The sequence below is a fragment of the Kribbella sp. NBC_01505 genome, from assembly GCF_045040285.1.
GTDB lineage: Bacteria > Actinomycetota > Actinomycetes > Propionibacteriales > Kribbellaceae > Kribbella.
In genome coordinates this window covers 8,014,391-8,039,731 of the sequence record NZ_CP109425.1, presented here as the reverse complement: position 1 = coordinate 8,039,731, position 25,341 = coordinate 8,014,391, and the positions used below count along the sequence as shown (strand labels likewise).

General features: G+C 67.9%; 24 protein-coding genes and 1 riboswitch. Of the genes, 13 read left to right on the top strand and 11 right to left on the bottom strand.

Features of this window, described 5'->3' with window-relative positions; genetic code table 11:
• Positions 1 to 152 precede the first annotated feature (152 nt).
• Both OG474_RS37755 and rsgA read right to left on the bottom strand, forming a co-directional pair.
• Positions 153 to 896: an SDR family NAD(P)-dependent oxidoreductase gene (locus OG474_RS37755; protein WP_405058442.1), complete on the bottom strand. Its 744-nt coding sequence runs from the start codon at positions 894 to 896 to the stop codon at positions 153 to 155.
• 51 nt (positions 897 to 947) lie between these two features.
• On the bottom strand, positions 948 to 2,012 hold the full coding sequence (rsgA, locus tag OG474_RS37750) for a ribosome small subunit-dependent GTPase A (RefSeq protein ID WP_405058441.1): 1,065 nt from the start codon (positions 2,010 to 2,012) through the stop codon (positions 948 to 950).
• Here rsgA and OG474_RS37745 point away from each other — a divergent pair.
• Positions 2,011 to 2,157, top strand: a complete 147-nt coding sequence (locus OG474_RS37745) for a hypothetical protein (protein WP_405058440.1) — start codon at positions 2,011 to 2,013, stop codon at positions 2,155 to 2,157. The two genes, rsgA and OG474_RS37745, sit on opposite strands and share 2 nt — an antisense overlap.
• A gap of 16 nt (positions 2,158 to 2,173) precedes the next feature.
• On the opposite strand, the gene OG474_RS37740 is transcribed toward OG474_RS37745, so the two are convergent.
• Positions 2,174 to 3,406, bottom strand: a complete 1,233-nt coding sequence (locus OG474_RS37740; protein WP_405058439.1) for a YihY/virulence factor BrkB family protein — start codon at positions 3,404 to 3,406, stop codon at positions 2,174 to 2,176.
• 18 nt (positions 3,407 to 3,424) lie between these two features.
• On the opposite strand from OG474_RS37740, the gene OG474_RS37735 reads away from it, so the two are divergent.
• The 4 genes from OG474_RS37735 to OG474_RS37720 all read left to right on the top strand — a co-directional run bounded on the left by OG474_RS37735 (position 3,425) and on the right by OG474_RS37720 (position 8,225).
• Positions 3,425 to 5,053 carry an acyl-CoA dehydrogenase family protein gene (locus OG474_RS37735; protein ID WP_405058438.1) on the top strand — a complete coding sequence of 543 codons (1,629 nt, stop codon included), beginning with the start codon at positions 3,425 to 3,427 and terminating at the stop codon, positions 5,051 to 5,053.
• Between the two features lie 26 nt (positions 5,054 to 5,079).
• Positions 5,080 to 6,081 (top strand): zinc metalloprotease, encoded by a 1,002-nt coding sequence (locus tag OG474_RS37730; RefSeq protein WP_405058437.1) that lies wholly within the window; start codon positions 5,080 to 5,082, stop codon positions 6,079 to 6,081.
• Between the two features lie 23 nt (positions 6,082 to 6,104).
• A riboswitch (ZMP/ZTP riboswitch) is annotated at positions 6,105 to 6,186 on the top strand.
• Positions 6,187 to 6,215: 29 nt separating this feature from the next.
• A complete protein-coding gene (locus tag OG474_RS37725) occupies positions 6,216 to 7,667 on the top strand; it encodes a glycine hydroxymethyltransferase (protein ID WP_405058436.1) in 1,452 nt (483 codons plus the stop codon).
• Between the two features lie 93 nt (positions 7,668 to 7,760).
• The gene (locus OG474_RS37720; RefSeq protein ID WP_405058435.1) at positions 7,761 to 8,225 is read left to right on the top strand and encodes a GbsR/MarR family transcriptional regulator; all 465 of its coding nucleotides are present in this window, start codon (positions 7,761 to 7,763) and stop codon (positions 8,223 to 8,225) included.
• Here OG474_RS37720 and OG474_RS37715 read toward each other — a convergent pair.
• From OG474_RS37715 to OG474_RS37700, 4 genes are all read right to left on the bottom strand, one after another.
• Entirely contained in the window at positions 8,222 to 9,379 is a 1,158-nt protein-coding gene (locus OG474_RS37715; RefSeq protein ID WP_405058434.1) for an amidase, read from the bottom strand. The genes OG474_RS37720 and OG474_RS37715 overlap by 4 nt on opposite strands.
• A gap of 141 nt (positions 9,380 to 9,520) precedes the next feature.
• Positions 9,521 to 9,883: an ACT domain-containing protein gene (locus OG474_RS37710; protein ID WP_405058433.1), complete on the bottom strand. Its 363-nt coding sequence runs from the start codon at positions 9,881 to 9,883 to the stop codon at positions 9,521 to 9,523.
• Between the two features lie 17 nt (positions 9,884 to 9,900).
• Positions 9,901 to 11,745 (bottom strand): glycoside hydrolase family 9 protein, encoded by a 1,845-nt coding sequence (locus tag OG474_RS37705; RefSeq protein WP_405058432.1) that lies wholly within the window; start codon positions 11,743 to 11,745, stop codon positions 9,901 to 9,903.
• Between the two features lie 77 nt (positions 11,746 to 11,822).
• Positions 11,823 to 12,383, bottom strand: a complete 561-nt coding sequence (locus OG474_RS37700; protein WP_405058431.1) for a winged helix-turn-helix domain-containing protein — start codon at positions 12,381 to 12,383, stop codon at positions 11,823 to 11,825.
• 406 nt (positions 12,384 to 12,789) lie between these two features.
• Here OG474_RS37700 and OG474_RS37695 point away from each other — a divergent pair, with 406 nt between their 5' ends.
• The 6 genes from OG474_RS37695 to OG474_RS37670 all read left to right on the top strand — a co-directional run bounded on the left by OG474_RS37695 (position 12,790) and on the right by OG474_RS37670 (position 20,325).
• Positions 12,790 to 14,478, top strand: coding sequence for a nitrite/sulfite reductase (locus OG474_RS37695; protein ID WP_405058430.1), 1,689 nt, complete (start codon positions 12,790 to 12,792; stop codon positions 14,476 to 14,478).
• Positions 14,479 to 14,620: 142 nt separating this feature from the next.
• Positions 14,621 to 15,307, top strand: coding sequence for a phosphoadenylyl-sulfate reductase (locus OG474_RS37690; RefSeq protein WP_405058429.1), 687 nt, complete (start codon positions 14,621 to 14,623; stop codon positions 15,305 to 15,307).
• On the top strand, positions 15,304 to 16,230 hold the full coding sequence (gene cysD, locus OG474_RS37685; RefSeq protein WP_405058428.1) for a sulfate adenylyltransferase subunit CysD: 927 nt from the start codon (positions 15,304 to 15,306) through the stop codon (positions 16,228 to 16,230). The genes OG474_RS37690 and cysD overlap by 4 nt, the downstream gene beginning before the upstream one ends.
• A complete protein-coding gene (locus OG474_RS37680; protein WP_405058427.1) occupies positions 16,230 to 17,531 on the top strand; it encodes a sulfate adenylyltransferase subunit 1 in 1,302 nt (433 codons plus the stop codon). The genes cysD and OG474_RS37680 overlap by 1 nt, the downstream gene beginning before the upstream one ends.
• A complete protein-coding gene (locus tag OG474_RS37675; protein ID WP_405058426.1) occupies positions 17,528 to 18,310 on the top strand; it encodes a sirohydrochlorin chelatase in 783 nt (260 codons plus the stop codon). The genes OG474_RS37680 and OG474_RS37675 overlap by 4 nt, the downstream gene beginning before the upstream one ends.
• 113 nt (positions 18,311 to 18,423) lie before the next feature.
• Positions 18,424 to 20,325 carry a PQQ-binding-like beta-propeller repeat protein gene (locus tag OG474_RS37670; RefSeq protein ID WP_405058425.1) on the top strand — a complete coding sequence of 634 codons (1,902 nt, stop codon included), beginning with the start codon at positions 18,424 to 18,426 and terminating at the stop codon, positions 20,323 to 20,325.
• Between the two features lie 10 nt (positions 20,326 to 20,335).
• On the opposite strand, the gene OG474_RS37665 is transcribed toward OG474_RS37670, so the two are convergent.
• The 3 genes from OG474_RS37665 to OG474_RS37655 all read right to left on the bottom strand — a co-directional run bounded on the left by OG474_RS37665 (position 20,336) and on the right by OG474_RS37655 (position 23,028).
• Positions 20,336 to 20,800, bottom strand: coding sequence for a hypothetical protein (locus tag OG474_RS37665; protein ID WP_405058424.1), 465 nt, complete (start codon positions 20,798 to 20,800; stop codon positions 20,336 to 20,338).
• A 337-nt stretch (positions 20,801 to 21,137) separates the two neighbouring features.
• Positions 21,138 to 21,581 carry a hypothetical protein gene (locus tag OG474_RS37660; RefSeq protein WP_405058423.1) on the bottom strand — a complete coding sequence of 148 codons (444 nt, stop codon included), beginning with the start codon at positions 21,579 to 21,581 and terminating at the stop codon, positions 21,138 to 21,140.
• Positions 21,582 to 21,585: 4 nt separating this feature from the next.
• Positions 21,586 to 23,028, bottom strand: coding sequence for a PQQ-binding-like beta-propeller repeat protein (locus OG474_RS37655; protein WP_405058422.1), 1,443 nt, complete (start codon positions 23,026 to 23,028; stop codon positions 21,586 to 21,588).
• A 130-nt stretch (positions 23,029 to 23,158) separates the two neighbouring features.
• Here OG474_RS37655 and OG474_RS37650 point away from each other — a divergent pair, with 130 nt between their 5' ends.
• Entirely contained in the window at positions 23,159 to 23,386 is a 228-nt protein-coding gene (locus OG474_RS37650; RefSeq protein ID WP_405058421.1) for a CopG family ribbon-helix-helix protein, read from the top strand.
• Positions 23,386 to 24,459, top strand: a complete 1,074-nt coding sequence (locus tag OG474_RS37645) for a Clp protease N-terminal domain-containing protein (protein ID WP_405058420.1) — start codon at positions 23,386 to 23,388, stop codon at positions 24,457 to 24,459. The genes OG474_RS37650 and OG474_RS37645 overlap by 1 nt, the downstream gene beginning before the upstream one ends.
• 2 nt (positions 24,460 to 24,461) lie before the next feature.
• Here OG474_RS37645 and OG474_RS37640 read toward each other — a convergent pair whose 3' ends face one another.
• Positions 24,462 to 25,331, bottom strand: a complete 870-nt coding sequence (locus OG474_RS37640; protein ID WP_405058419.1) for a polyphosphate kinase 2 family protein — start codon at positions 25,329 to 25,331, stop codon at positions 24,462 to 24,464.
• Between the last annotated feature and the right edge of the window lie 10 nt (positions 25,332 to 25,341).

Below are 25,341 nucleotides of genomic sequence, written 5' to 3'. Positions count from 1 at the left end.
AGTCGGGCGGCGGGTGCCAGGTGATGCAGGTCCGGCGGGGGTTACTGGGTGACGGAGGTCCGGCGAGCGCCGGTGAACGACCCTGGCCGGGCGGGGGTGGTGCTGGGTGGTGCAGGGTCGGCGTGCGCGCTGGGTGATGGCAGCGGGGGTTGTTAGAGGCGTAGGTGGGAGGCGCCGTTGAAGTCGAGGATGGTGCCGGTGGCGAACTCGGCGGCGGGGCTGGCCAGGTAGAGGATGGCGGCTGCTACTTCGGTGGGGGCGGCTACTCGGTTGAGGGGGCTTTCTTGGCTTCGGCGGGTCAGGCCTTCGCCGGCTAGGTTTTCGGCGGCCATGTCGGTGGTGGTCCAGCCGGGGGCGATGGCGGTGACGGCGATGCCGTCGGGGCCCAGGGCTCGGGCGAGGGACTGGGTGAACGAGACGATGGCGGCTTTGGAGGCGCCGTACGCGGGCTGGTTGGGTTCGCCGCGGAAGGCGCCGCGGGAGGAGACGTTGATGATGCGGCCGCCGCGGGGCATGTGGCGGACTGCGCACCAGGTCGCGTTCGCGGGGCCGATCAGGTTGACGGCGAGGGTGTCGGCCCACGCCTGTTGCCATTCGACGTACGTCGTCTCGCGGATGCGGTGCGGGTGGTAGACGCCGGCGTTGTTGACCAGCACGTCGATGCGGCCCAACGCCCCAGCAGCTTCATCGACCATGCTCTGTACGGCGTCTGGGTCCGCCAAGTCGGCGTGGACGAGTACATGTCCACTACCGGGGAGCGCGGCCAGGACTTCCGAGGCTGCCGAACGGGACGAGCTGTAGTGGACGGCGACCCGGTCACCGTCGGCGGCGAAGGCGTGGGCAGTGGCGGCACCGATGCCACGCGAGGCACCGGTGATCAAGACGGCACGATCCATACTCAGATCATCGCGGTACCGATACCTTCCCCGCCCCACCACCCCGGTCACTTATCGCGGCTTGATGTCCCGCCGGTAGGACTTGCTCGCCCGCACCCACTCCTTCTTCGCCAGCTGCCGCGCCCGCGCATCGGACCGCCGCGCCATGTACGCCGCCTCCTTGCGCAGCTGCACCCAGCTCTCGTACCGGCGATACGACAACGTCCCGTCCACCAGCCCGGCCTTCACGGCGCACCCGGGCTCACCGTCGTGCGAACAGTCCTTGAAACGGCAGCTCTCCGCCAGCGCCGTGACATCCGGGAACGCCGCAGCCAGCCCCTCGCCAGACTCCTGCAGACCGATCCCCCGCAGCCCCGGAGTGTCGATCACCACGCCACCGCTCGGCAGCACCACGAGCTCACGCCGTACCGACGTGTGCCGGCCCTTGCCGTCCTCGCGGATCGCCTGCACGTCCAGCAACTCCACACCGGCCAGCGCGTTCACCAGCGAGGACTTGCCTGCACCACTTGACCCGAGCAGCGCCAGCGTCGCGTCGCCGGCCACCAACTCGTGCACAGCGTCCATGCCTTCACCGGTCGCAGTACTACACACCAGTACGTCGGCCCCGGGCGCAGCCGCCGCGACATCCTCGGCCACGGCATCCGCGTCGCCGACCAGGTCCGCCTTCGTCAGTACGACGACCGGCCGGGCACCGCTCTCCCACGCCAGCGCGAGGAAGCGTTCGATCCGGCCGATGTTCGGCTCGGGATGCAGACCGACCACGATCGCGATCACGTCGACGTTCGCGGCGAGCAGCTGGCCTTTCGACGTACCGCTGACCTCGGCGCGGACGATCGCCGTACGGCGTGGAGCCAGCGACTCGACGGTGATGCGGTCGTCGGGCCAATGGCGGAGCAACGCCCAGTCCCCTGTGCAGGGCGCTGCGTGGGTGTCGCCGGCGATCGCTCCGAGGAGTGCACCGGACCAGGTCGCGCGGACCGGCCCGTCCTCGGTGAGAACTGTCGCCAGGCCTTTGTCGACCCGGGCGACGCGTCCCGGCACGAGCTCGGCCGGAACGGAAGCTAGATAGTCGGCCGTGAGACTGTCCAGTCCCAGAGCCTGCAGTGTCACGGACATGACGAACCTTTCGGAAGGTCCGGCCGCGAGCTCAGCTCAGCGGACGGACGAAACGGGAGACAACGGCCCGGCTGTGGGCCTCGTAGTGGCTCATGGCGGGGTGCCTCCCTTCCAGTTCCTGCGGGTCCTGATCGAGGACCGGTGATCGCGACGCGACCAGCCTATGTCGTCCGATTCGTCGTGCGCACCGGGTTTTCGGTCACCGTCTGTTCCGGGGCCGCTTCCGGCTCCGGCTCAGGCTCTGGTTCAACCTCTGGCTCAGGTTCCGGTTCGGCCTTGGGCGGCGTGGGCTTAGGTTCGGCCAGCCTCTCGATCTTGCGGGCGAGCTGCAGCTCCGGCCGCTCGTGACCGACCGGGGTCAGCGCGGGGTCGGGCTCGTCGTCCGAGTGCTCCGCCTCGTGGTGGGGATCAGGCTCGGCCTTCATCACCGGCTCGACCTCATCGTCGTCCTCGAGCTTCGGCAGTGCGGGCTCACGCACCTTCGACTCCCGCAGTGTGGGCGGCCAGAGCCGGTTCACGACCGCGTTCAGGGCGGCACCGATCAGTACGGCGATCGTCGTCATGTACAGCCACATCAGTACGGCGATCGGCGCCGCGAGCGGACCGTAGATCGACGTACCGCCGACTGTGCTCTGCAGGATCCAGCGGAGCACGAAGCTGCCGAGGATCCAGATCGACAGCGCCAGGAACGCACCCGGCAGGTCCGAGACCCAGGGCGTCCGGACCGGCACGGAGACGTGGTAGAGCGTGTTCAGGAAGCCCGCCGAGAGGATCGTGACGACCGGCCAGTACAGCTGGTTCAGGAAGTCCAGGCGGGGCGGGAGGAGGTGGTCGACGGCGTCCGGACCGGCCAGCACCAGCGGCAGCACGATCACGCCGATCACCAGAGCGATGCTGTACAGGCTGAAGGAGAGCGCGCGGGTCCGGACGATGCCGCGCTTGCCGCCCATCCCGTACATGATCGTGATCGTGTCGACGAACACGTTCAGCGCGCGGCTGCCCGACCACAGGGCCAGCACGAAACCGATCGAGATGACGTCCGGCCGGCCGCCGTTCAGCACCTTGTCCAGGGTCGGCACGATGACGCTGTTCACGGAGTCGTCGGTGAGCGCTCTCGCGGCGAGCGCCGCGATCTCGAGCTTGATCTGGGCGATCTGTACGACGTTCAGCCAGCGGTCGGCGATGTAGCCGAGGCTGCCGGCCAGCCCGAAGATCAGCGGCGGCAGCGAGAGGATCGCGAAGAACGCGCCCTCGGCGGCCAGCCCGGTGACCCGGTAGCGCAGACACTCCCCGACCGTCTGGGTGAGCAGCTTCCAGATCGTCGAGGGGATCTTGCGGACCCATGCCAAGGAGACCGAGCTCCCACTCGCGGGCCCTGCCCCTGAACGTGCCATACCGCTTACCGTACTGACATGGCGGACCCAAACGCTGCAACGAATCAGGCTCCCCCACTGCACGGGGTGAACTTCTTTACCTCCGACGCTGCCCTCGGTGACGCTCTGCGGCCGTACGCGGACCTCGTGAAGGATCCCGGTCTGGTCCGGATCGGAGAGGTCGCGGGATCCGAGGAAGCGCTCTCCCACGCGCTCCCGGCGAACCAGAATCCCCCGGTCCTGCGCACCCACGACCGCTACGGGAACCGGATCGACGAGGTCGAGTTCCACCCGTCGTGGCACTGGCTGATGGAGCAGGCCGTCGGCTTCGGGCTCCAGGCCGCGCCGTGGACGAGTTCCCAGCCCTCCCCACATCTGACCCGGGCGGCCGGGTTCTACGTCTGGTCGCAGGTCGAGCCCGGCCACGGGTGCCCGATCTCGATGACGTATGCCGCCGTACCGGCTTTGCGGACCGACGAGCGGCTCGCGGCCGAGTGGGTTCCGCAACTGGCTTCCACCGAGTACGACGTACGGCGGTTGCCCGGGGCAGCGAAGCGTGGCGTGCTGGCGGGGATGGGGATGACCGAGAAGCAGGGTGGTTCGGACGTCCGGGCAAACCTGACCACGGCGACTCCGGCAGGCGGGGATGGGGAGTATCTGCTGGACGGGCACAAGTGGTTCTGCTCGGCGCCTCAGGTCGACGTGTTCCTGGTGCTCGCCCAGGCGTCGGACGGACTGAGCTGTTTCGTCGTCCCCCGGGTGCTTGCTGACGGCAACCGGAACACGTTCGCGCTGCAGCGTCTGAAGGACAAACTCGGCAACCGCTCCAACGCGTCCAGCGAGGTCGAGTTCCACAGCACCGTCGGCTACCGCCTGGGCGACGAAGGCGCCGGCGTCCGCACCATCATCGAGATGGTCGCCGCCACCCGCCTCGACTGCGTCCTGGGCTCCGCCTCCCTCCAGCGAAAAGCCCTGGTCGAAGCCGTCTGGCACACCAAACACCGCTCAGCCTTCGGCGGCCTGCTCGCCGACAAGCCCGCCATGCAGAACGTCCTGGCCGACCTCGCAATCGAGAGCGAAGCAGCAACCGCTCTCGCGATGCGGCTGGCCGCCGCCGTGGATGCCTCAGCCTCCGGCGACGACCCGGCCGGAGCCTTCCGGCGGATTGCGTTGCCGTTGGCAAAGTTCTGGGTCTGCAAGCGGACTTCGTTCATGGTGGCGGAGGCGCTGGAGTGTTTGGGCGGGAACGGGTTCGTGGAGGAGTCGGGGTTGCCGCTGCTCTTCCGGGAGTCGCCGCTGAACTCGATCTGGGAAGGCTCCGGGAACGTGAACGCACTCGACGTACTACGCGCCTTGCGGCGACCGGAGTCTCTGGATGCCTGGCTGCTGGAGGTTGGCGCGGCACAGGGTGCGGACCATCGGTTGGATGCGGCAGTGCACGACGTACTGCAGGCTCTGTCAGACATCGACGGCGCTGAGGCCGGGGCTCGGCGGCTGGCGGCGCGGATGGCGTTGTGCCTGCAGGCGTCGCTGCTAGTGCGCCACTCGACGCCTGCGGTGGCGGACGCGTTCGTGGCGTCGCGCCTGGCCGGGGACTGGGGTGGAGTGTTCGGGACCCTGCCGCGTACGACGCCGTTCCAGGAGATCGTCGAGCGCACGATCGACTGACCCACAGCCGACCTATCGTCGACCTCATGCTCAAAGCCCGTCAGTTCGTGTTCGCGGCCGCACTGGTCGGCTCGGCGCTCGTAGCCCCCGTGGCCAGTGCAACCACTCCGGTGGACTGCCTCACGCCGCAGCAAGCTCACACCGACCGACCGCGCGACCTGATCGGCGGGCAGCGGGCCGCTCAGGACGACGTCCTCCCCGACGGCAGCCGCGCGCCGCAGATCCTCCGCGACGCGTACGCGTCCGGCGCACTCCCCCGGCGCCTGCTGACCAAGGACCCGGACGGCACCGTGCACGCCAAGGTCGGCAAAGGTCAGGCGCGGATCCAGGTCTACGTGCACGTGGTCCACGACGGCGCGACCGGCAAGGTTTCACCCACCGACGTCGTCAAGCAGCTCCAGGCGCTGAACCGCAACTTCGCGGCCACGTCCGCGAACATGTTCGCCTTCACACTCGTCGGCTTGGACTACACCGACAACAAGACCTGGCACACCGTTCACACCTCCGACGAAGGTCCGACCCTGCCGGACGAGGCGGCGATGAAGACCGCACTCCACAAGGGCGGGCCGGGCGATCTCAACCTCTACCTGAACGAGCCGCAGTACCAGGACCCGAACGACGGATCGCTCAGCGGGCTGATCGGCATCGCCACGTTCCCGTGGACGCGCGCCGACGACCCGGTCCGGGACGGCGTGATGATCAAATACACGACGTTGCCCGGCGGCGCGAGCACGCACTTCAACGAAGGCAAGCAGGCCCTGCACGAGACCGGGCACTGGCTCGGGCTCTATCACGTCTTCCAGAACGGCTGCACCACCCAAGGTGACTACGTGGCAGACACCCCGGCCGAGGCGAGCCCGACCGACGGCTGCCCGACCGGCAAGCTGGCCTGCGACGGTTCGAGCCTCGCGCCGGTGCACAACTTCATGGACTACAGCGACGACGCCTGTCTGTCCGAGTTCACCCCGCAGCAGGCGCAACGTGCCGCCGACAACTGGCTGGCCTACCGGTACGCCCGCAGGTCCTGAGTACGGCGCACGCACGATAGGGTGACCAGGGTCGCGACTGGCGCGCTGAGGTGGAGAACCACCGGGGAGCGAAAACCGTCGGCACCGTGCGCCTGGGTGCCTTCGACCCACTGCAAACCGCAGGAGAGACATCGATGACTCATCAACCCTTCGACGCTGCCGCAGCGTCGGCCGCGTACAACAACGCCCTGCAGGTGATCGCCGCCGTCGAGCCGACGATCGCCGGAGCGATCAAGGCCGAGCTGGAAGACCAGCGCTCCTCGCTGAAGCTGATCGCGAGTGAGAACTACGCCTCCCCGGCCACCTTGCTGACGATGGGCAACTGGCTGTCCGACAAGTACGCCGAGGGCACCGTCGGGCACCGCTTCTACGCCGGCTGCCAGAACGTGGACACCGTCGAGACGGCCGCGGCCGAGCACGCCAAGGCGCTGTTCAACGCCCCGCACGCCTACGTCCAGCCGCACTCCGGCATCGACGCCAACCTGGTCGCCTTCTGGGCGATCCTGGCCCAGCGGATCGAGTCCCCGACCCTGGCCGAGGCCGGGGCCAAGCACGTCAACGACCTGTCCGACGAGGACTGGAGCAAGCTCCGCAAGGCGCTCGGCGACCAGCGGATGCTCGGCATGTCACTGGACGCCGGCGGTCACCTGACGCACGGCTTCCGCCCGAACATCTCCGGCAAGATGTTCAACCAGCACTCCTACGGCACCAACCCCGAGACCGGCCTGCTGGACTACGACGAGGTCGCCCGCAAGGCCCGTGAGTTCAAGCCGCTGATCCTGATCGCGGGTTACTCGGCGTACCCACGCAAGGTCGACTTCGCGAAGATGCGCGAGATCGCCGACGAGGTCGGCGCCACCCTGATGGTCGACATGGCGCACTTCGCCGGTCTGGTCGCGGGCAAGGTCTTCACCGGCGACTTCGACCCGGTGCCGCACGCGCACGTCACCACGACCACCACGCACAAGTCGCTGCGCGGCCCGCGCGGCGGCATGGTGCTGTGCCAGCCGGAGTACGCCGAGTCCGTCGACCGCGGTTGCCCGATGGTCCTGGGCGGTCCGCTCAGCCAGACGATGGCCGCCAAGGCGGTCGCGCTGGCAGAGGCCCGGCAGCCGTCCTTCCAGACCTACGCGCAGGCCGTCGCCGACAACGCGGTCACCCTCGCCGAGGGTCTGATGAAGCGTGGCGTCAAGCTCGTCACGGACGGTACGGAGAACCACCTGGTCCTGCTGGACGTCTCGGCGTACGGGATCACCGGCCGGCAGGCCGAGTCGGCGCTGCTCGACGCTGGCATCGTCACCAACCGCAACGCGGTCCCCCGCGACCCGAACGGCGCCTGGTACACCTCGGGCGTCCGGATCGGTACGCCGGCCCTGACCACCCGCGGCTTCGGCGCCGACGAGTTCGACAAGGTGGCCGAGCTGATCGTCGACGTGCTGTCCTCGGTGACGCCGACCACGACCGCCGCCGGTGCGCCGTCGAAGGCCAAGTACGTGCTGGCCGACGGGGTTGCCGACAAGACCCGCGCGGCCTCCGCCGAGATCCTCGACAAGCACCCGCTCTACCCGGGCCTCGTGCTCAGCTGATCATCCCGGCCGGCGCCGTTCCCACCGCGGAACGGCGCCGGCTTCTTGCTTTCGGCAACAATCAGAATCTTCTAATTAATGTAAGGTTCAATCATGACGCCCACCCCGGAAGAGATCAGTCAGTACGTCGAACGCTTCGCCGGTGTGATGGCGAACAGCGGCGTACCGACGATGTCGGCGCGGGTGATGGGCCGGATGCTGGTCAGCCCCGACGGGACGATGACCGCGGCCGAGCTGGCCGACACCCTGAAGATCAGCCAGCCTGCGGTCTCGGGCGCGGTCCGGCAGCTGATCCAGATGTCGTTCATCTCGCGGGAGCGGATGCCTGGTTCGCGCAAGGATCACTACCGGATCCGCGAGGACGTGTTCGCCGCGATCCTCGAACGCCGCAACCAGGCGCTGACCGAATGGGCCGCCAGCAGCAGCTACGGGGCCAACCTCTTCGGCGCGGATACGACCGTCGGCCGTCGGCTCGCCGAGGCCGCGGACTTTTTTACCTTCGTGCATGCCGATCTCGTGCAGACCATGAAGGACTGGCACAACAAGCACCCGCGCTAGGGTCTGGGCAGCTCGACCATCAGCTGCTTCGCGACGGCCAGGGCGGTCGCGTCATCGCCGTGCGGGGTGACCACTTGCAGGCCCACCGGCAGGCCGTCGAGCAGCCCGGCCGGCACGCTGACGGCGGGGTGACCGGTGACGTTGAACGCCCAGCAGGGGTCGCCGACGATGATGTTCTCGTTGTACTGGTCGTAGCCGTGGGCAACAGTTAGCGTGGTCGGGGTGACGAGCGCGTCGACCACGTCGAACAGATCGGCGAGCGCGGTGTTGTTGCGGTCCCGCACCTCGCGAGCTCTGATTGAAGCCGTCGCCTCGGTGCCGCAGCCGGCGTCCAGGTCGGACAGGACCTGCCATGCGTCGTCGGTGGGCAACAGGTCGAGCGGTACGTCGATCACCTCGACGACTGTCAGCCGGTCGCGCACGATCGCGTCCACGCCGGCGTCTACGGCGTACTGACTGAGCGTGGACAGGTAGGCGACCTTCCACGGCTTGTCGGCGAGCACCGGCACCGGCCAGAACGGTAGTGCTGTGGGATCGAGTCGGTGCGGTCCGCTCACCACACTCGTTGCCAGCATGACGTCGTCGAGGTTCGCGCCGATCACTCCGGCGGTGGTGAGCCCGCCCAACGCGCGGCCCACCGCGCGCGGCACCCGGCCGAGCGTGCCCTTGAACCCCACCAACCCGCAGAACGATGCGGGGATCCGCAGCGACCCACCACTGTCACCACCTGTTGTGAGCGGTACGACGCCGGCCGCAACCGCCGCCGCTCCCCCAGCCGTCGACCCACCTGGCGAACGGGTGACGTCCCACGGATTGCGGGTGTAGTCGCTCCCGTTCCACCCATACGTCTGCGAACCGGGCCCCGGTCGCGCGCGCGTCGCCGTACCGATCGGAATCGCCCCCGCCGCCAGCAACCGCTCGATGATCGGCGACCCCGGTGGCGTGCGCGCCTTCACCAAGAACGGCACCCCCGCCAGCACCCCGTCCGGATCCACCTCCCGAGCCAGCCGAAGCGCTCGGTCACCATCCAGCTCATCCACGAAATGCAACACCGGATCCAACCGCCGAGCCGCCCCCAACGCCTCCCCCACCACCTCAGCAGCCGTCAACCGCCCAGCCCGAACCCCCGCCGCAATCTCCCCCGCACTCAGCACGCCCCAACCCTATCCACCTCCAAACCCCGCCCTTGCGGCAACAGCGTCGCGAAGGATACGTAGTAGTCGGCCGGCGCAGTCGACCGACCGCCTGAACCAGCCCGGCAGGTGGTCAACCGCAGCACCACCTCATGTCGTTGGCTACGCCGTGTCGTCGGTGATGGTGTGGCCGGCGGATTGGAGGGTGGTGATGGCTGTGGGGAGGTCGGCTTCGGTTACTAGGACCAGGTCGGCTTGGTAGGTGGAGGCGGCGCAGACGGAGAGGCCGGCGGCTGCGAGCGGGTGGACTATCGAGGCGAGCATGCCGGGTTGGTCCAGGGCGTGGGGTTCTTGGTTGTAGAAGGCTCGCCAGGGTTCGGTCGAGTCGCCCTCGGCGATGAGAGTGGTGCCTTCGGGAGTGTGGGAGAGCGCCCACCAGTCGCCGGACGGCACGGCGGGGATGCCGTCGGCGACGTGGGTGATGGTGAAGCGCGGTTGGAGGAGGGTGAGGGTTTGCGCTGGCATGGAGCCAGTCTGGTGGGTCAGCGGGTGAGGGCGTAGACGGCGATCGCGGCGAAGTCGTCGGCGGGTTCGGACGCCTGCCAGGATCGGACGTCGTCGACGTAGCGCGAGCCGCGGCCGGTGAACTCGGCGTACTGGTCGACGCCGTTCGCCGGGCAAGCCTTCATACCGTCGACGTGGTCGCCGAGTCCTTCGTCGAAGAGGCCGGCCGAGTTCGGGCCGTTGACGACCGCGCCGACGACCTGGCGACCGAGGATGTTGCCGATCTGGTGATGCGGGCAGCGCCCAGCGTTGGAGCCGACACCGACCATGAACGAGACACCCCAGGCGTTGGCCCCGAACGCCCAGTCCAGCTGCTGCGCACCGAAGGTGTCGTACGCCCGGTCCCCGGTGACCTGCCGGTAGAGACGCGCCGTCGCAGCCAGTCCGAAGGTGTGCGGTACGGCGTCAAAGTTGTTGTACTGCGCCCCCGCCCGGAACGGATCCGAAGCCGCCCGCTTGGTCCCGATCGCAAGCTGCGCCCGCAGATCACCAGTGAGCTTGGCAACCAACGCCCGGTCCGATCGCGACGCCCGGATCAGATCCGCATGCGCCAGCGCCGAGACGTCGTACAGGTTCAGCGTGTCGCCGCCGGCCTCGTGCTGGAGATACTGACCAGCCCAGTACGACGCCTGTCGCACCCAACCGGATGCCCGCCGATCGCCAAGCCGCTGCGCCGCCAACGCGAGCTCAACAGCACCCAGCTCCATGTCGTCGCGCCAAGCCGACTCCGGATAGAAGGCGAACGGCAGCGACGTCGTCAGCTGGCCAACCCCAGTGGTCTTCGCCTGCGCGAAGATCTGCGCCGCGGTCTCCAGGTGCTTGCGAGCCAGCTTGCGATCCGTCCGCGCCTCGACCTGCGCCGCCAGCGCAAACGCCGCCGCGGTCCGACCGGCCAGGTTCGGGCTGATCGGCTTCCCAGGCGCCGCCGCCCGGAACACCGGACGGTTGCGCAGATGACGTTCGGCAGGTGCAGTCAGCTGGTCGTCCGCCTCGGGCAGCCGCCAGATGTCGTGGTCGCCGATGAACGTGCCCTCGGCGTTCCCGGTCCCGACGCCGACCTGGATGTAGAGCGTCTTCGACTTCTCGTCCCACATCTTGTCCAGCCACTTCAGGCCGTGCCGAGCTTCGTTCGTCACTTGACGATCCGGCCGCCGGGCGTCCCGGGCCGATGCCCACAGCAACGATTCCGAGTAGGCCGCGATGTGCGTGAACTTCAGGTAGTCGCCGGCGTCGTACCAGCCGCCCTCGACATCCACCGGACCACCGACCCGCTGCAGCTCCCCCACCGTCTGATCCGTGTCCGGATCCACGAACGTCGGCGTCTCGTAGACCTGCGCGGCCCGATCCGTCAGGTGCGCAGGCTTACGCCCGAGCGACCCCGGTACGACGTTCGCGCCGTCCCGCTGCTCGGTGAAGAACGTGACCGCCTTGTCCTTCGCCGAGGTGGCCAACGCATCCCCGTCGGCCCGGACCACGAACGCAGGCGACGAGGCAACCCCGGACACCTCGACCCGATACGTCCCCGGCACCCGCAGCCGGGACAGGTCCACGGCAGCGACGTGCTTGTACTTCGCGTTCCACTCCCCCAGCCCGGCACCGACCCGCCCGGTCAGAACCCGCCGGCCACGACTGTCGGTGACCTGGAACGACTTCCCGGTCACCGACCCTTGGCTCAGCACGTACGCCGATTTGCCGTCGAAGGCGCCGTACCCGAGCTGGTTGACCCGGACCGCACCTCCCGTGGCCGCCTCGACCGGACCGACCAGTCCCAGCACCAGTCCTGCCGCCACCACCACAGACCCCACCCGGCGTATCGCCTTCACCGCAGCCTCCCGTCGCCCATCACAAAACAGAGAACAGTTAGGAAAGTTTCCTGTTCATTCGACGAAAAGTACAGGGGTCAGGGCTGGGACGGCACTCCTTGAGCGAAGACATAGACCGGCTCCGCCTCCGGCTCGGTCGACGGATGGTCGACGTAGTCCTCCAGCACGTCCTGGATCCGCCCGCGCAGCTCGACCAACCGCTCCGGCGTGAGCTTCAGCCAGACATCGATCGACAACTCGGCCTCACCCCACGCCGCGCCGTACTCCGGACGCTTGGCGACCCAGTCGCGGATCTTGCCGGCGCGGTACGTGACGTTGCTCTCCTCGGCGACCCCGCCGATCAGCTCGGCGCCGGGCTCACTGTCGTCGACGCGCCACGAGTACGACGACCAGGCACTCTTCCACCATCTCTCGCGGCGATCCTTGGCGAGCTCGGGAACCTCCTCGATCACGCCCGCGGTGGCCAGCACCTTGAGGTGGTGGCTGATGTTGCCGACCATCTCCCCTGTCCGCGCAGCGAGCACCGAGACGGTGGACGGCCCGTCGACTGCGAGGATGTCCAGCAGCCGGCGTCGTAACGGATGATCCACGGCCTGAACCCGGGAAGCTCCGGGCGAGCGGGTCTTTTTCGGCGACATGAGTCCATGGTAGTTAGACAAGATCTCTTGTACAAGCTTCATTGCCCAGCGTGTTTCAGGCGGGAAACAATTCCCACCAGACTGGTTGGGATAGCCACATCGTGAGATTGCATCTCGCGATGCAGGATGATGGGTTGATTTGTCAGCCGTTCACGCTGACTCTTGTGAACATGCTCGCTGCCCGCTCCACTCACCTCGTAGGTCGGATTCATGTCGACCTCGGGCGGATGCGCAGCGCCATCTGTTGTCCTTCGATCTTCTGACAGCCACCCCGCCGGGCCCGCTCGAGGCCCCCTGATCTCCCCGATCACCGCTGGGTGCGCACCGCGCAGACGCATCGAACCGACGACGTTTCGATCCCCCCTGCGGCGGACGCACCTGTCACAAGGACAAGGACACCTGCCGGATGACTGGCGCACCTTCTGCTCCTGCCGCCAAGACGCCTCGCCCCCGTAAGGGCAAGGGCGAAGGCCAGTGGGCGCTCGGCTACCGCGAGCCGCTGAACAAGAACGAGGAGAACAAGAAGAACGACGACGGCCTGAACGTCCGGGCCCGGATCGAGAACGTCTACGCGCACCGCGGCTTCGACTCGATCGACCCCGCCGACCTGCGCGGGCGCTTCCGCTGGTGGGGGCTGTACACCCAGCGCAAGCCCGGCATCGACGGCGGCAAGACGGCGACGCTGGAGCCCGAAGAGCTGGACGACAAGTACTTCATGCTCCGGGTCCGGATCGAGGGCGGCCAGCTCAGCACCGAGCAGCTCCGCGTGATCGCCGAGATCTCCACCACCTACGCCCGCGACACCGCGGACATCACCGACCGGCAGAACATCCAGCTGCACTGGATCCGGGTCGAGGACATCCCGGCCATCTGGAACAAGCTCGAAGCGGTCGGCCTCTACACCACCGAAGCCTGCGGCGACGTGCCGCGCGTGATCATCTCCTCCCCCGTCGCCGGGATCGCGGCCGACGAGATCATCGACCCGACGCCGGCCATCGACGACATCGTCGAGAAATACATCGGTACGACGGAGTTCTCGAACCTGCCGCGCAAGTTCAAGACCGCGATGACCGGCCACCCGTCGCACGACGTCGTACCGGAGGTGAACGACATCGCGTTCGTCGGGGTCGTGCACCCCGAGCACGGCCCGGGCTTCGACGTCTGGGTCGGCGGCGGCCTGTCCACGAACCCGATGCTCGCCCAGCGGCTCGGCGCGTGGGTGCCGCTCGACGAGGTCCACGAGGCCTGGTGGGGCATCTGCAGCATCTACCGCGACTACGGCTACCGCCGGCTGCGGACCCGGGCGCGGATCAAGTTCCTGGTCGCGGACTGGGGTATCGAGAAGTTCCGTGAGGTTCTCGAGGAGAAGTACCTCAAGCGGAAGCTGATCGACGGCCCGGCACCGGAGATCCCCGCCGTCCAGGGCGACCACGTCGGCGTCCACAAGCAGAAGGACGGCAAGTACTTCGTCGGCGTCGCGCCGGTCGTCGGTCGCGTGTCCGGCGAGAAGCTCGCCCAGGTCGCGGACGTCGTCGCCGCGCACGGCTCGGACCGGATCCGGACCACCGCCCAGCAGAAGCTGATCGTGCTGGACGTCGAGGAGTCGAAGGTCGAGTCGCTCGTCACCGAACTGGCCGCGCTCGGCTTCCAGGCCCGGCCGTCGGCCTGGCGGCGGAACACGATGGCCTGCACCGGCATCGAGTTCTGCAAGCTGGCGATCGTCGAGACCAAGGCCCGCGCGGCCCAGCTCATCGACGAACTCGAGGAGCGGATCCCCGACCTCGACGTACCGATCACTGTGAACGTGAACGGCTGCCCGAACTCCTGCGCCCGGATCCAGGTCGCCGACATCGGCCTCAAGGGCCAGCTGGTCCTGGATGCCAACGGCAACCAAGTACCGGGCTACCAAGTGCACCTCGGCGGCGGGCTCGGCCTCGACGCCGGCTTCGGTCGCAAGCTGCGCGGTCACAAGGTCACGTCCGACGACCTGACCGACTACGTCGAGCGCGTCACCCAGAACTACCTGAAGGAGCGCAACGAGGGCGAGCGATTCGCCCAGTGGGCCACCCGAGCTGACCAGGAGGCACTGACATGAGCGAGCGTGCTGCACCGCTTTATTGCCCGTACTGCGGGGATGAGGACCTCCGGCCATCGGAGGAAGGGCATGGCGCGTGGGAGTGCCGGCCGTGTGCACGGGTGTTTTCGCTCAAGATGATCGGGTTGCGGGTGAACGTCGAATGAGTACAGATCTGAAGTCGCTCGCCGAGGAGGCGAACGAACGATTAGCGGATGCCTCGCCGCAGGAGGTGCTGGCGTGGGCGCGGGAGACCTTCGGGGACGACCTCGTGGTCACCGCCTCGATGGCCGACGGTGCGCTCCCGCACCTGGCGGCCGAGGCGGCTCCTGGTGTCGACGTGTTGTTCCTCGACACCGGCTACCACTTCGTCGAGACGATCGGCACCCGTGACGCGGTCGCGTCGATGCTGCCGATCAACCTGATCAACGGCACGCCGCTGCAGACCGTCGCGGAGCAGGACGCCGAGTACGGCGAGAAGCTGTACGAGCGTCGCCCGGATCAGTGCTGCGCGCTCCGCAAGGTCGAGCCGCTCAACCGGCACCTGTCGCACTACAAGGCCTGGGTCACCGGCATCCGCCGCGAGGAAGCACCGACCCGCGCGAACACGCCGCTGGTCGAGTACGACGAGAAGCGCGACATGGTGAAGCTGAACCCGATCGCCCCGTGGACCCAGGACGACCTGGACTCCTACATCAGCGACAACGGCGTACTGGTCAACCTGCTCCAGTACGACGGCTACCCCTCGATCGGCTGCGAGCCCTGCACCCAGCGCGTCGCACCCGGCGAGGACCCTCGTTCCGGCCGCTGGTCGGGCACCGGCAAGGTCGAATGCGGGCTCCACACATGACCGTCACATTGGAGACTCCCCTGACTACACACACGGTGACCGAGCTCGACGCCCTCGAAAGTGAGTCGATCTTCGTCTTCCGTGAGGTGGCTGCCGAGTTCGAGCGGCCGGTGATCCTGTTCTCCGGCGGCAAGGACTCGATCGTGATGCTGCACCTGGCCCGCAAGGCGTTCGCGCCGGCCGGGGTGCCCTTCACGTTGCTGCACGTCGACACCGGGCACAACTTCACCGAGGTGCTCGACTACCGCGACACGACCGTGGCCCAGCTGGGCCTGCGGCTCGAGGTCGCGAGCGTCGAGGACTACATCGCCGACGGCCGGCTGCGGGAGCGCTCGGACGGCACCCGGAACCAGCTGCAGACCGTACCGTTGCTCGACGCAATCAACGAGCACCGCTTCGACGCGGTCTTCGGCGGCGGCCGCCGCGACGAGGAGCGCGCCCGGGCCAAGGAGCGCATCTTCAGTCTGCGCGACGAGTTCGGCCAGTGGGACCCGCGCAACCAGCGCCCCGAACTCTGGTCGCTCTACAACGGCAAGCACAAGCCGGGCGAGCACGTGCGGGTGTTCCCGCTGTCCAACTGGACCGAGCTGGACATCTGGAACTACATCGAGCGCGAGCAGATCCCGCTGCCTTCGATCTACTACGCGCACCAGCGGGACGTGTTCGAGCGCGACGGCATGTTGCTTGCCGTCGGCCCCTACTCGCAGCCTCGTGACGGCGAGACCGTTGCCCCGCGCACCGTTCGCTACCGCACCGTCGGCGACATGTCCTGCACCGGCGCCGTCGCGTCCGCCGCGGCGACCGCCGCCGAGGTCGTCGTCGAGGTTGCCGCGAGCACCATCACCGAGCGCGGCGCGACCCGCGCCGACGACCGGGCCAGCGAGGCCGCCATGGAAGACCGCAAGCGAGAGGGGTACTTCTGATGAGCACTCCCCTCAACCGGCAACTGCTCCGGCTTGCCACGGCCGGTTCGGTCGACGACGGCAAGTCCACGCTGGTCGGACGGTTGCTGCACGACTGCAAGGCGATCCTCGCCGACCAGATCGCGCATGTGAAGACGGTCTCCGAGGCCCGCGGCGGTGACTTCGACTTCGCCCTGCTCACCGACGGCCTGCGCGCCGAACGTGAACAAGGCATCACGATCGACGTCGCCTACCGGTACTTCGCGACCGACAAGCGCTCGTTCATCCTGGCCGACTGCCCCGGGCACGTGCAGTACACCCGCAACACGGTCACCGGCGCCTCGACCGCCGATGTCGTGATCATCCTCGTCGACGCGCGGCACGGCGTACTGGAACAGACCCGGCGGCACCTCGCCGTCGCGGGCCTGCTCCGCGTCCCGCACGTGGTGCTCGCGGTGAACAAGATCGACCTGGTCAACTACGACGAGGCCGTCTACACCGGGATCACCAAGGACGTCGAGCAGCTCGCCGAGCAGCTCGAGATCGCGGACCTCAAGACCATCCCGGTCTCGGCGCTGGTCGGCGACAACATCGTCGCCCACTCCGAGAACACCCCCTGGTACGACGGTCCGGCGCTGCTCGAGGTCCTCGAGAACGCGACCGGCCGGTCCGACATCTCGGGCCGCGCGCTGCGGTTCCCGGTCCAGTACGTGATCCGCCCGCAGACCGACGACGAGTACCGCGACTACCGCGGCTACTCCGGGACCGTTGCCTCCGGCACCGTCTCGGTCGGCGACGACGTGATCGTGCTGCCGGCAGGCCGCCGTACGACGGTCTCCGGCATCGACCGCGCGATCGTGTCCGCGACAGCGACCGCGGTGGCCGAGCGGCCGTCCGCGGTCGCCGGTGAGGCGGTGACCGTCCGGCTCGCCGACAACCTCGACGTCGCCCGCGGCTCGGTCATCGTCGCGGCCGACTCCTCCCCCGGCACCCGCCGGGAACTCTCCGCAACTGTGGCTTGGCTGTCGGAACGTCCGCTGACCGTGGGCGCCCGGCTGCTGATCAAACACACCACCACAACGGCCCAGGCGATCGTCACCAAGATCTCCGGGGTGCTCGATCTCGATTCACTCGGTGTCATCGACGCCGCCGGACTGGATCTGAACGACATCGGCAAGGTGCAGCTCAAAATCGCCGCACCGCTGGCCGCCGACCCGTACTCCAGTAACAACATCACTGGATCCTTCCTGCTGATCGACGCCCACGACGGGTGGACGCTGGCGGCAGGCATGATCGACGACGAAGAAGGGGAACTGCTGTGACTGCTCCAGCTCTCGTGATCCTCGCCCACGGCAGCCGCGACCCGCGGTCGGCTGCCACCGTCCACTCTCTCGTGACGTGCCTGCGCGAGATGCGTGACGACCTGCGGATCGAAGCCTCCTTCCTCGACCACTGCCCGCCCACGCCGTACCAGGTGATCGGCAAGCTCGCCGCCGAGGGCGTGGAAGAGATCGTCGTCCTGCCGCTGCTGATGTCGTCCGCCTTCCACGCCCGGATCGACGTACCGGCCGTCATCGACGAGTCGCGCAGCCGCTTCCCGAACCTGCAGATCATCGCCTCCGACGTGCTCGGGTACGACGACTCGCTGCTGGACGTGCTGGACCGGCGGATGCGCGCCGAGCTCAAGGACGGCCGGGTGCGTGAGCTCGACGCCCTCGTCCTCGCCGCCGCCGGATCCAGCGACGCCCAGGCCAACGCCAGCGTGACCCGCCTGGCCCGCCTCTGGGGCCAGCGCCACAAGCTGCCCGTGACGGCCGCCTTCGTCTGCGCCGCCACCCCGTCCCCAGCCGAGGCCGTCCTCCAATGGCGCCTAGAAGGCCGCCGCCACGTAGCAGTAGGCTCCCTCTTCCTGGCCCCCGGCATCCTCCCGGACCGAGCAGAAGCCATGTCCCGCAAGGCCGGCGCCGTAGCCGTCTCCCGCCCCCTCGGCGTCAGCGCCGAAGTAGCCCGCCTGGTCCTGCTCCGCTACGGCGTAGCCGGTCTAGACCTACTAACCCTCGCCCCACCAGCCCCCCGCCCAGTCCTGGTGCAATCTGCCTGACCTGTAAAGCATCCGGGCCACATCCGATCCCTGGCCCGGATGCTTTTGCAGGAACGTGCAACTGACTCAGTCGGTGGCTTGGTGCGACTCGTCGGCGGCATAGCATGGCGCCCATGCACCGGCGACTACTCAGCGTCAGATTCGCGAACCGTCTGCTCCCGTTGCTGGTGATCCTGACGCTGGCCTTCCTTCCTTGGCTAGTGGTCGATCAGGGAAGCACCAACGAAGAGCAGGAGTTCTACCGTGGATTCCAGCTTCTCGACGTAGCGTCCGTCGTCACGAAGGGCGCCACTCTGTGGGCACTGATCTGCCTGTTCCTGGCTGTGCTCTGCATGCTGCTGCCCGGCACTGCCATCGCAGTGCTCGGCAGCCTCGCCGGAGCTCTGACGACCGTCTGGTATCCGCTGGCCATGTGGAACTCCTCGCCGGACGACTATTCAACGAGCGGATGGATACTCGGCCCGAAGCTCGCGGCCGCACTATGGCTGACGAACTTCGTGGTCACCGCTGTCACCAGATTCAAACAGCGCCGCCGCGACGGCATTCCGAACACCTCGAAACGACGAATTGCACTCGGCGTCGCGATCGCGGTCGCAGTGACATACGCCGTACCGCTCAGCCACGACGGCTTGAACCGCTGGGCAGACCGCTGCTCTGCACAATTCGAAGCGACGCCGGCCGAGGTGCTCCGGACCATCCAGGCCGACCCGGTGGCCGGGGTCGATCTCAGTCCAGCAAACATCGCACCGGATATCACTTATCGCTCGGAGCGCGCCCGCGCCATGCTGGCCGCTGTCAGCAAACCCGGCGGTGGCTTCCGGCCGGCTACTCGTGTCATCGTCACTGCCGCCGGTGGCCGCGGGGCCGACTCGGTGAACCCGATCGGCACCGTCAACGGCGATCCGATCCTCGCGGTCGGTCCGCCCTCCTGGTTCGGGACGGGCCTGCGCGGATCACTTGTCGCATTCGATCGGAAGACCGGCGTGGCCCGATGGGGTCGCCAGTACTCCGGCACCGGCGTACACGCGCGCCGGACTCCCGACCAGCTGATGATGCTGAAGCTGACTCCCCGGCCGATGGCAACATCGTTCGCCATGGCCGACGGGAAGCGACAGTGGTGCACCTCCCTCGGCAAGGACCCGATCTACGACAGCAGCGCCGTCTTCGAATCCGCTACCACCGTGCAGGGCGATCAGCTGTATGTCGTCCGCAGGCTGGGTGATGAGCGCGACCGCAAGGATCTCCAGCTGGCGCGGGTCGACACGACGACCGGCAAGATCACCTGGGAGCAGCCGATCCAAGGTCACGACTACGTGAGCTCGATCAAGACCTTCGGCGATCAGATCCTGTTCAGCCAAGTGTCACCGGACCAGTACGCCGCCGACTGGAACACCGAGGACCGCCCCAGGAAGCCGAACCGCGGTGCCCTCATCGCCCACTCGGCGGCAACCGGTGCCCCGACCTGGACCTACGCCGGCCCGGACGACTCGAACTGGGCGGTCGACTTGATCGGATTCCGCGACGACACCGTCATCGTGGCGGCTCGTCAGGCGGACACGAGCCCAGCCAAAGGCGCGGAGCCCGTGCGGAGCTGGCTGATCGCACTCGACACGACCGGCAAGGAACGCTGGCGTCAGGACCTGGGCAGCGCCCTCGCTTTCAACCTCACCGACGAGGCAAAGGTTGCCGGTGACGTCGTTCTCACCGAGGAGCGCGCCGCCGAACGGGATCCGATCCGTCTCGTGGCGCATGACACCGCCACCGGCAAGGTCCTCTGGAGCCGACTGGGCGGCGGCGCCCGGACGCCCAATCTGCATCTCGAAAAGTCCGCCGTCGTCGACCACCACCTGGTGGCCGCCGCCTACGGACCCGACTTCGGGATCCGGTCCCTCGACCTCCGCACCGGCAAGGAAGCAACCGTCATACCGGAAGGCAGGATCGACACCGTCGTCGGCGACGACAAGTCGATCACCTTCACCACCGAGAGCCTCGTCATCACCCTCGACCACAACTGACGCACTGCGACTATTGCGCTCGCGCGCGGCGGGTTCGCGACCAGCCTGCTTCGGCCAACGCGATAGCGATCACCCACATGGCAACTGCGATGACTGGTGCGCCAGTCCAATGCGTCTCTGTTCCCGCCAACTTGGAGGGTCTGCTCAGGACCAGCAGGATGGTGACCGCAAGGCCAGCGACGGCGCAGGCGAACGCGAGACCGGTTGTCGGCGGCTGGAACAGGGCAACTACGGCCAGCAGGATGTAGACGAACAGCAGCATCCACAAGCGGATGGCGACCCACGGCGAGCTGACATCCTCGATCCAGAACATGCCGATCCCACTGTGAACGTCGGAGCCGACGGTCAGCCAGCTGGGCGCCAGCACGACCAACTGCGCGATCGCGACGGCGAAGCTCATCAGCCGGTAGTCCATCGGTCTGAACTGCTCGGATGCCTCGTTGTCGCCGGGCTGACTCATCGCAGATCCGTCCATATCTCCTAGCCTGATGTCTGTCGGTTGACGACAAACCCGGATCGCCTCCCGCAGCAACAAGCCGCCAGACGACGGAACCAGTGAGCCCCCGGCGCGTCCGGGCGCTACGGCGTGTCTACAAGCTTGATGCCTGCCAACCCACCCTAGTCGTGGCGAGAGCCGGGGGTTTGAACAGGAACTGGTGGGGGTGGACAGGTCATAACTTGTTCAAGCCCGCCCTGCGGTGTGGACGCCCCCGACGGCTGGCGGCGGAGACAGGTTCTCAGGGCCGGAGACCTGTGGTGCGGGGTCTCCGGCAACCGTTGACTGTCTCCGGCCACCACTCCGGCCGCGGCGGCTAGTCCGGGCGGACGCGGCCGGATTCTGACCAGCCGTGCTCGGCGACGACTATGGCGACCATCCACAGCAGCAGCGCGATGATTGGCGCTCCGGTCCAGTGAGCGTCGGATCCCGACGGGTCCGGTTTCAGGAACAGCATGACGATGGTGACCCCAAGCCCCAGCGGTGCGCAGACGAGCACGGCGGCGGTTGTCCGCGAACTGACCAACGCGACCAGCACCAGGCCGATGTAGACGACCAGCGACAACAGCCGCAGGAAGGTCATCGGCGACTCGGTCCCCTCGCTGGTGAACCAGCCCAGTCCGCTGTACACGTCGAGGTCTCCCCCGTCGCTGACGGTCATCCAGGTCGGGGCGAGGACGACGAGTTGTGCGATCGCGACGGCGAAGCTCATCAGGCGGTAGTCCATCGGCCTGAACTTGTCGGGCTGGTGCTCTTCCACGTTCTCAGCCTGCTGTCTGTCGGTTGAAGGTGATGAAGAGGCCGTTGGCGTCGATCGTCACGGTGCGGTTGTCGCTGACGATGCGGTCGACGGGGCCGATCTTCTTGCCCGGGAGGGGGTTGGTCACGGCTCCTGACGTGAGGTCGATGGCGATCAAGCCATCGTCGTAGGTGTTCGCGACGAGGGTGTTGCCGAGGACCTCGGAGGCACCGGACCGCAACGGCGAGCCGGTGGTGGTGAGCTGGGTCCGCCAGCGTTCGGTGCCGTCGGCAAGATTCCGGGCGACCAGGGACGAGCTGCCTTTGCTGGTCCCCTTCTCGTGGGAGAGGACCACGTCACCAGCCACCTTGACGGGGCCGCCGAGGAGGTCGTCGAACGGGTTCTTGAACTCCTGCTTCCACAGCTGCTTGCCGGTCCGATCGATACCGGCCAACCAGCCTTCGGAGGACGCGCCGCGCGACATCACGACCGCCACGTCCTTGCCGGTGGCAACGACGTTGCTGATCCAGCCTCGCTCATCGGGTCCGCGGTAGGACCAGGTCGCGCTACCGTCCGCGACCGAGCGGGCCACCACAGCGCCGCGGTCACCGACCGGCTGCGAGGAGTACTTCGGATCGAGGATCCGCGACCGACGGCTCGCGTTCATGGCACCGCCGAACGGGCTCAGCAGGAGCTGATCGTTCAGCACCCGCACGGAACCGGCCTCCGTCAGACCCGCAACGGGCGTCTCCCAGTCGACCTTGCCGGACCGGGTGTCCAGGCGGGACAACCGCACGTCCTCATCCGGAGCAGACTGGCGGACGACGAACATCTCGTCCCCGGACGTCACCCAGTCGGAGGCAGGAACCGAGTCGCTCTCCCGGTCCGCACCGACCTTGCCGCACCAGGCCAGGGAGCCGTTGCCCGTGTCCACCGCCGCGACACGCAATGCCTTGTCCGTGGGGTTGTACGTCAGCACCATGCGGTCGGCCGGGTCTCCGCCGCTGGCGTTGTAGCCGACCTGCCGCCGGCCCCAGACCGGCTTCCCGGTCGCGCCGTCGAGCTGCACGATGGCGGCGTACGTCGTCTTCCCGATGAGGCCTTCGCCGCCGACCTCGAACCGGACATTCCCGTCGCTCGAGTTGGCCAGGACCGCTGCGTTCTCGTTGAGGTGGGGTACGACGACGGCGTTGCGGGCCGTTCCCAGCGGAGCGAGCGGGTGTTGCGCGACCTCTAGGAAGTTGCGGGCGTTTTCCCGATACTCCTGGGGGAAGTCGTCGACCTTGACCTGGTCGAGCGGCACCGCATGGAAGTTCGCGAGGTCCCCGCCCGGGACCTTCGGGAAACTTGCCGCGCACCGGTCGGCCCACAGCGGTCGGCCGAAGACGACGCCGGCGGTCACGATCAGCACGACTCCGGTGCCGATGGCAGTGAAGATGATCCGCCGTTTGCTGTCCGCGCCACGCATCGAAGCCCCGTCCCCAAGTCGTATGTCGCGGACATCCTCGCAGGACCGGGGAGGCGTGGCGGGGGCACAAGGCGGTGATTGCACCAAGCTGCAACAGACTCGTCGTGGATATCGTGATATCTTGCTAGCTATGGCGAAAGAGGCGACCAAGAACATCCTGCTCCGACTCGACCCTGAGCTCGCGGAGCGGCTGCAGACCGTGGCGGCCGTCGAGGGGCGGTCAGTGTCGGAGGTCGCGCGTGAAGCGATTGCCGAGCTGGTTGAGCGCCGCCGTGCCGACAGCAGCTTCAGCCGGCTGCTGGAGGCAAACCTGAGCCGCCATGAGGAGTCCCTGCGCCGCCTCCGCGGTGATGGCTGATGCACTACCTCGACCTGTACGACGTCCTGGCGGTCGCCGCTCGCGTGCTGCGTTGCACGTCCGAGGAGGCAGTACGCCGGACTGACCTCGACTCGGTCGAGCGGGTGCTGGCGGAGGTGCGTGGTGCCGAGGAATTGGCCGAGGCGACCGCGGTGCTGCTCGACGGGCTGGTCCGGGCACGGCCGTTCGGCGGCGCGAACCGCGTGGTGGCGGTGGCCGTCGTGCTGCAGTTCACCGGGCTGAACCACGCCGACCTGCGGCTCGAGCCCGTCGAGGAGTTCGACGAGCTCCTGGACCGGATCACGGCCGGCGACGCCAGCGACGTGGCCGACTTCCTTCGCGACCGGCTGATCGGAGTCACGCTCGAGGAGCGGCTCGGCCTGACGCTCGAGGCTGCGGTCGACGAGCTCCGGTCCGGGCTCGACCATGAGATCGACGACTGGATGTGGAGGCGAGTCGGTATGTACGAACGGTTCACGGAAACCGCGCGGCGGGTGGTCGTCCTCGCGCAGGAAGAGGCGCGGCAGCTCGACCACAGCTACATCGGCACCGAGCACGTGCTGCTCGGCCTGATCCACGACCCTGAGACGGCCTCCGCGAAGCTGGTGCCCACGGTCAGCTCGCGGGAGGTGCGTGAGCTCGTGGTCGAGATCGTCGGTCGCGGCAAACGCGCACCCCACGGGGCCATCCCGTTCACGCCGCGGGCCAAGGCGACTCTCGAGGATGCCTTCCTCGAGATGCGCCGCCTCGGTTCCGACGAGATCGACACCGAGCATCTGCTGCTCGCGCTGATCAAGGACACCGACGGTGTCGCCGCCCAGGTGCTGGCCCGGCTCGGCGTGGACCTGCACAATCTGCGCAGCCAGGCCGAGCAACGGATCGATCGCCGCCGGCGGTCACGGACCGCGGTCGAGGCGATGGTGGCCGGCGATCCGGACTGGACGACGTACGGGCGGCGGCATCACCTGCTCGCCGAGCTGAACGCCGTCCTCGACGAGAACGAGCGGCTGCACGAGCAGGTCGCCAGGTTGCGCGACCTGCTCCGCAAGCACGAGATCGATCCGGAGAGCTGAGCTCAGGTCGCGGCGAGCCGCTTCTTCTCCTTGGCCACATCGAAGTCCGCGGCCGGCCACTGCGGGTCGAGGCCCTTCAGGGTCTCGAGCAGCAGCGTGGTGACGGCCCAGTTGCGGTACCACTTGCGGTCGCTGGGGATCACGAACCACGGGGCCTGATCGGTGTTACAGCGCTCGATCGCCGCGTGGTAGGCGTCCATGTAGTCCGGCCAGAGCTGGCGCTCGTCGACATCACCCGGGTTGTACTTCCAGTGCTTGGTCGGGTTGTCGAGACGCTCCTCGAGCCGGACCCGCTGCTCCTCCGGCGAGATGTGCAGGTAGCACTTCAGCACCGTCACACCGCTCTCGGCCAGCTCGGCCTCGAAGTCGTTGATCTGGTCGTAGCGCCGGTCCCAAACGTTCGGCGCGACCAGGTTGCGGACGCGCGCGATCAGCACGTCCTCGTAGTGCGAGCGGTCGAAGATCCCGATCATCCCGTGCCCCGGGACGGCCTGCCGGATCCGCCAGAGGAAGCCGCGACGCTTCTCGGCCGGCGTCGGCGCCTTGAACGAGGTGATCTTCAAGCCCTGCGGGTCCATCAGTCCGGCGCCGTGGCGGATCACGCCACCCTTGCCCGACGTGTCCATCCCCTGCAGCACCAGCAGCACACTGCGCTCGCCGCCCTTGCGGCCCTCGGCGAACAACCGCTCCTGCCAGTCCGACACCTCCGCCCCGAGAGTCTCCAGCGCGGCCTTGCCGTCGTCCTTGGCGCCACCGAACCCCGTCGTCGCCCGCGGATCGTAGGTCGTCAGATCCACCGGTCCCTCGGGGACTCGCAACTGCTCGAGCAGCCCCCCGGCCTCTTCCGCCTTCTGCTTCTTCTGCTTCGCCATCAGCCCATCC

Excerpts from the sequence above, each read along its gene's own strand:
- OG474_RS37720 (WP_405058435.1), top strand. The coding sequence starts at position 7,761 with ATGACGCCCACCCCGGAAGAGATCAGTCAGTACGTCGAACGCTTCGCC.
- rsgA (WP_405058441.1), bottom strand. The coding sequence starts at position 2,012 with ATGTCCGTGACACTGCAGGCTCTGGGACTGGACAGTCTCACGGCCGAC.
- cysD (WP_405058428.1), top strand. The coding sequence starts at position 15,304 with ATGACCGTCACATTGGAGACTCCCCTGACTACACACACGGTGACCGAG.
- OG474_RS37690 (WP_405058429.1), top strand. The coding sequence starts at position 14,621 with ATGAGTACAGATCTGAAGTCGCTCGCCGAGGAGGCGAACGAACGATTA.
- OG474_RS37740 (WP_405058439.1), bottom strand. The coding sequence starts at position 3,406 with ATGGCACGTTCAGGGGCAGGGCCCGCGAGTGGGAGCTCGGTCTCCTTG.
- OG474_RS37670 (WP_405058425.1), top strand. The coding sequence starts at position 18,424 with ATGCACCGGCGACTACTCAGCGTCAGATTCGCGAACCGTCTGCTCCCG.
- OG474_RS37725 (WP_405058436.1), top strand. The coding sequence starts at position 6,216 with ATGACTCATCAACCCTTCGACGCTGCCGCAGCGTCGGCCGCGTACAAC.
- OG474_RS37730 (WP_405058437.1), top strand. The coding sequence starts at position 5,080 with ATGCTCAAAGCCCGTCAGTTCGTGTTCGCGGCCGCACTGGTCGGCTCG.
- OG474_RS37700 (WP_405058431.1), bottom strand. The coding sequence starts at position 12,383 with ATGTCGCCGAAAAAGACCCGCTCGCCCGGAGCTTCCCGGGTTCAGGCC.
- OG474_RS37645 (WP_405058420.1), top strand. The coding sequence starts at position 23,386 with ATGCACTACCTCGACCTGTACGACGTCCTGGCGGTCGCCGCTCGCGTG.
- OG474_RS37650 (WP_405058421.1), top strand. The coding sequence starts at position 23,159 with ATGGCGAAAGAGGCGACCAAGAACATCCTGCTCCGACTCGACCCTGAG.
- OG474_RS37695 (WP_405058430.1), top strand. The coding sequence starts at position 12,790 with ATGACTGGCGCACCTTCTGCTCCTGCCGCCAAGACGCCTCGCCCCCGT.
- OG474_RS37680 (WP_405058427.1), top strand. The coding sequence starts at position 16,230 with ATGAGCACTCCCCTCAACCGGCAACTGCTCCGGCTTGCCACGGCCGGT.
- OG474_RS37735 (WP_405058438.1), top strand. The coding sequence starts at position 3,425 with ATGGCGGACCCAAACGCTGCAACGAATCAGGCTCCCCCACTGCACGGG.
- OG474_RS37745 (WP_405058440.1), top strand. The coding sequence starts at position 2,011 with ATGACGAACCTTTCGGAAGGTCCGGCCGCGAGCTCAGCTCAGCGGACG.
- OG474_RS37755 (WP_405058442.1), bottom strand. The coding sequence starts at position 896 with ATGGATCGTGCCGTCTTGATCACCGGTGCCTCGCGTGGCATCGGTGCC.
- OG474_RS37655 (WP_405058422.1), bottom strand. The coding sequence starts at position 23,028 with ATGCGTGGCGCGGACAGCAAACGGCGGATCATCTTCACTGCCATCGGC.
- OG474_RS37640 (WP_405058419.1), bottom strand. The coding sequence starts at position 25,331 with ATGGCGAAGCAGAAGAAGCAGAAGGCGGAAGAGGCCGGGGGGCTGCTC.
- OG474_RS37665 (WP_405058424.1), bottom strand. The coding sequence starts at position 20,800 with ATGGACGGATCTGCGATGAGTCAGCCCGGCGACAACGAGGCATCCGAG.
- OG474_RS37710 (WP_405058433.1), bottom strand. The coding sequence starts at position 9,883 with ATGCCAGCGCAAACCCTCACCCTCCTCCAACCGCGCTTCACCATCACC.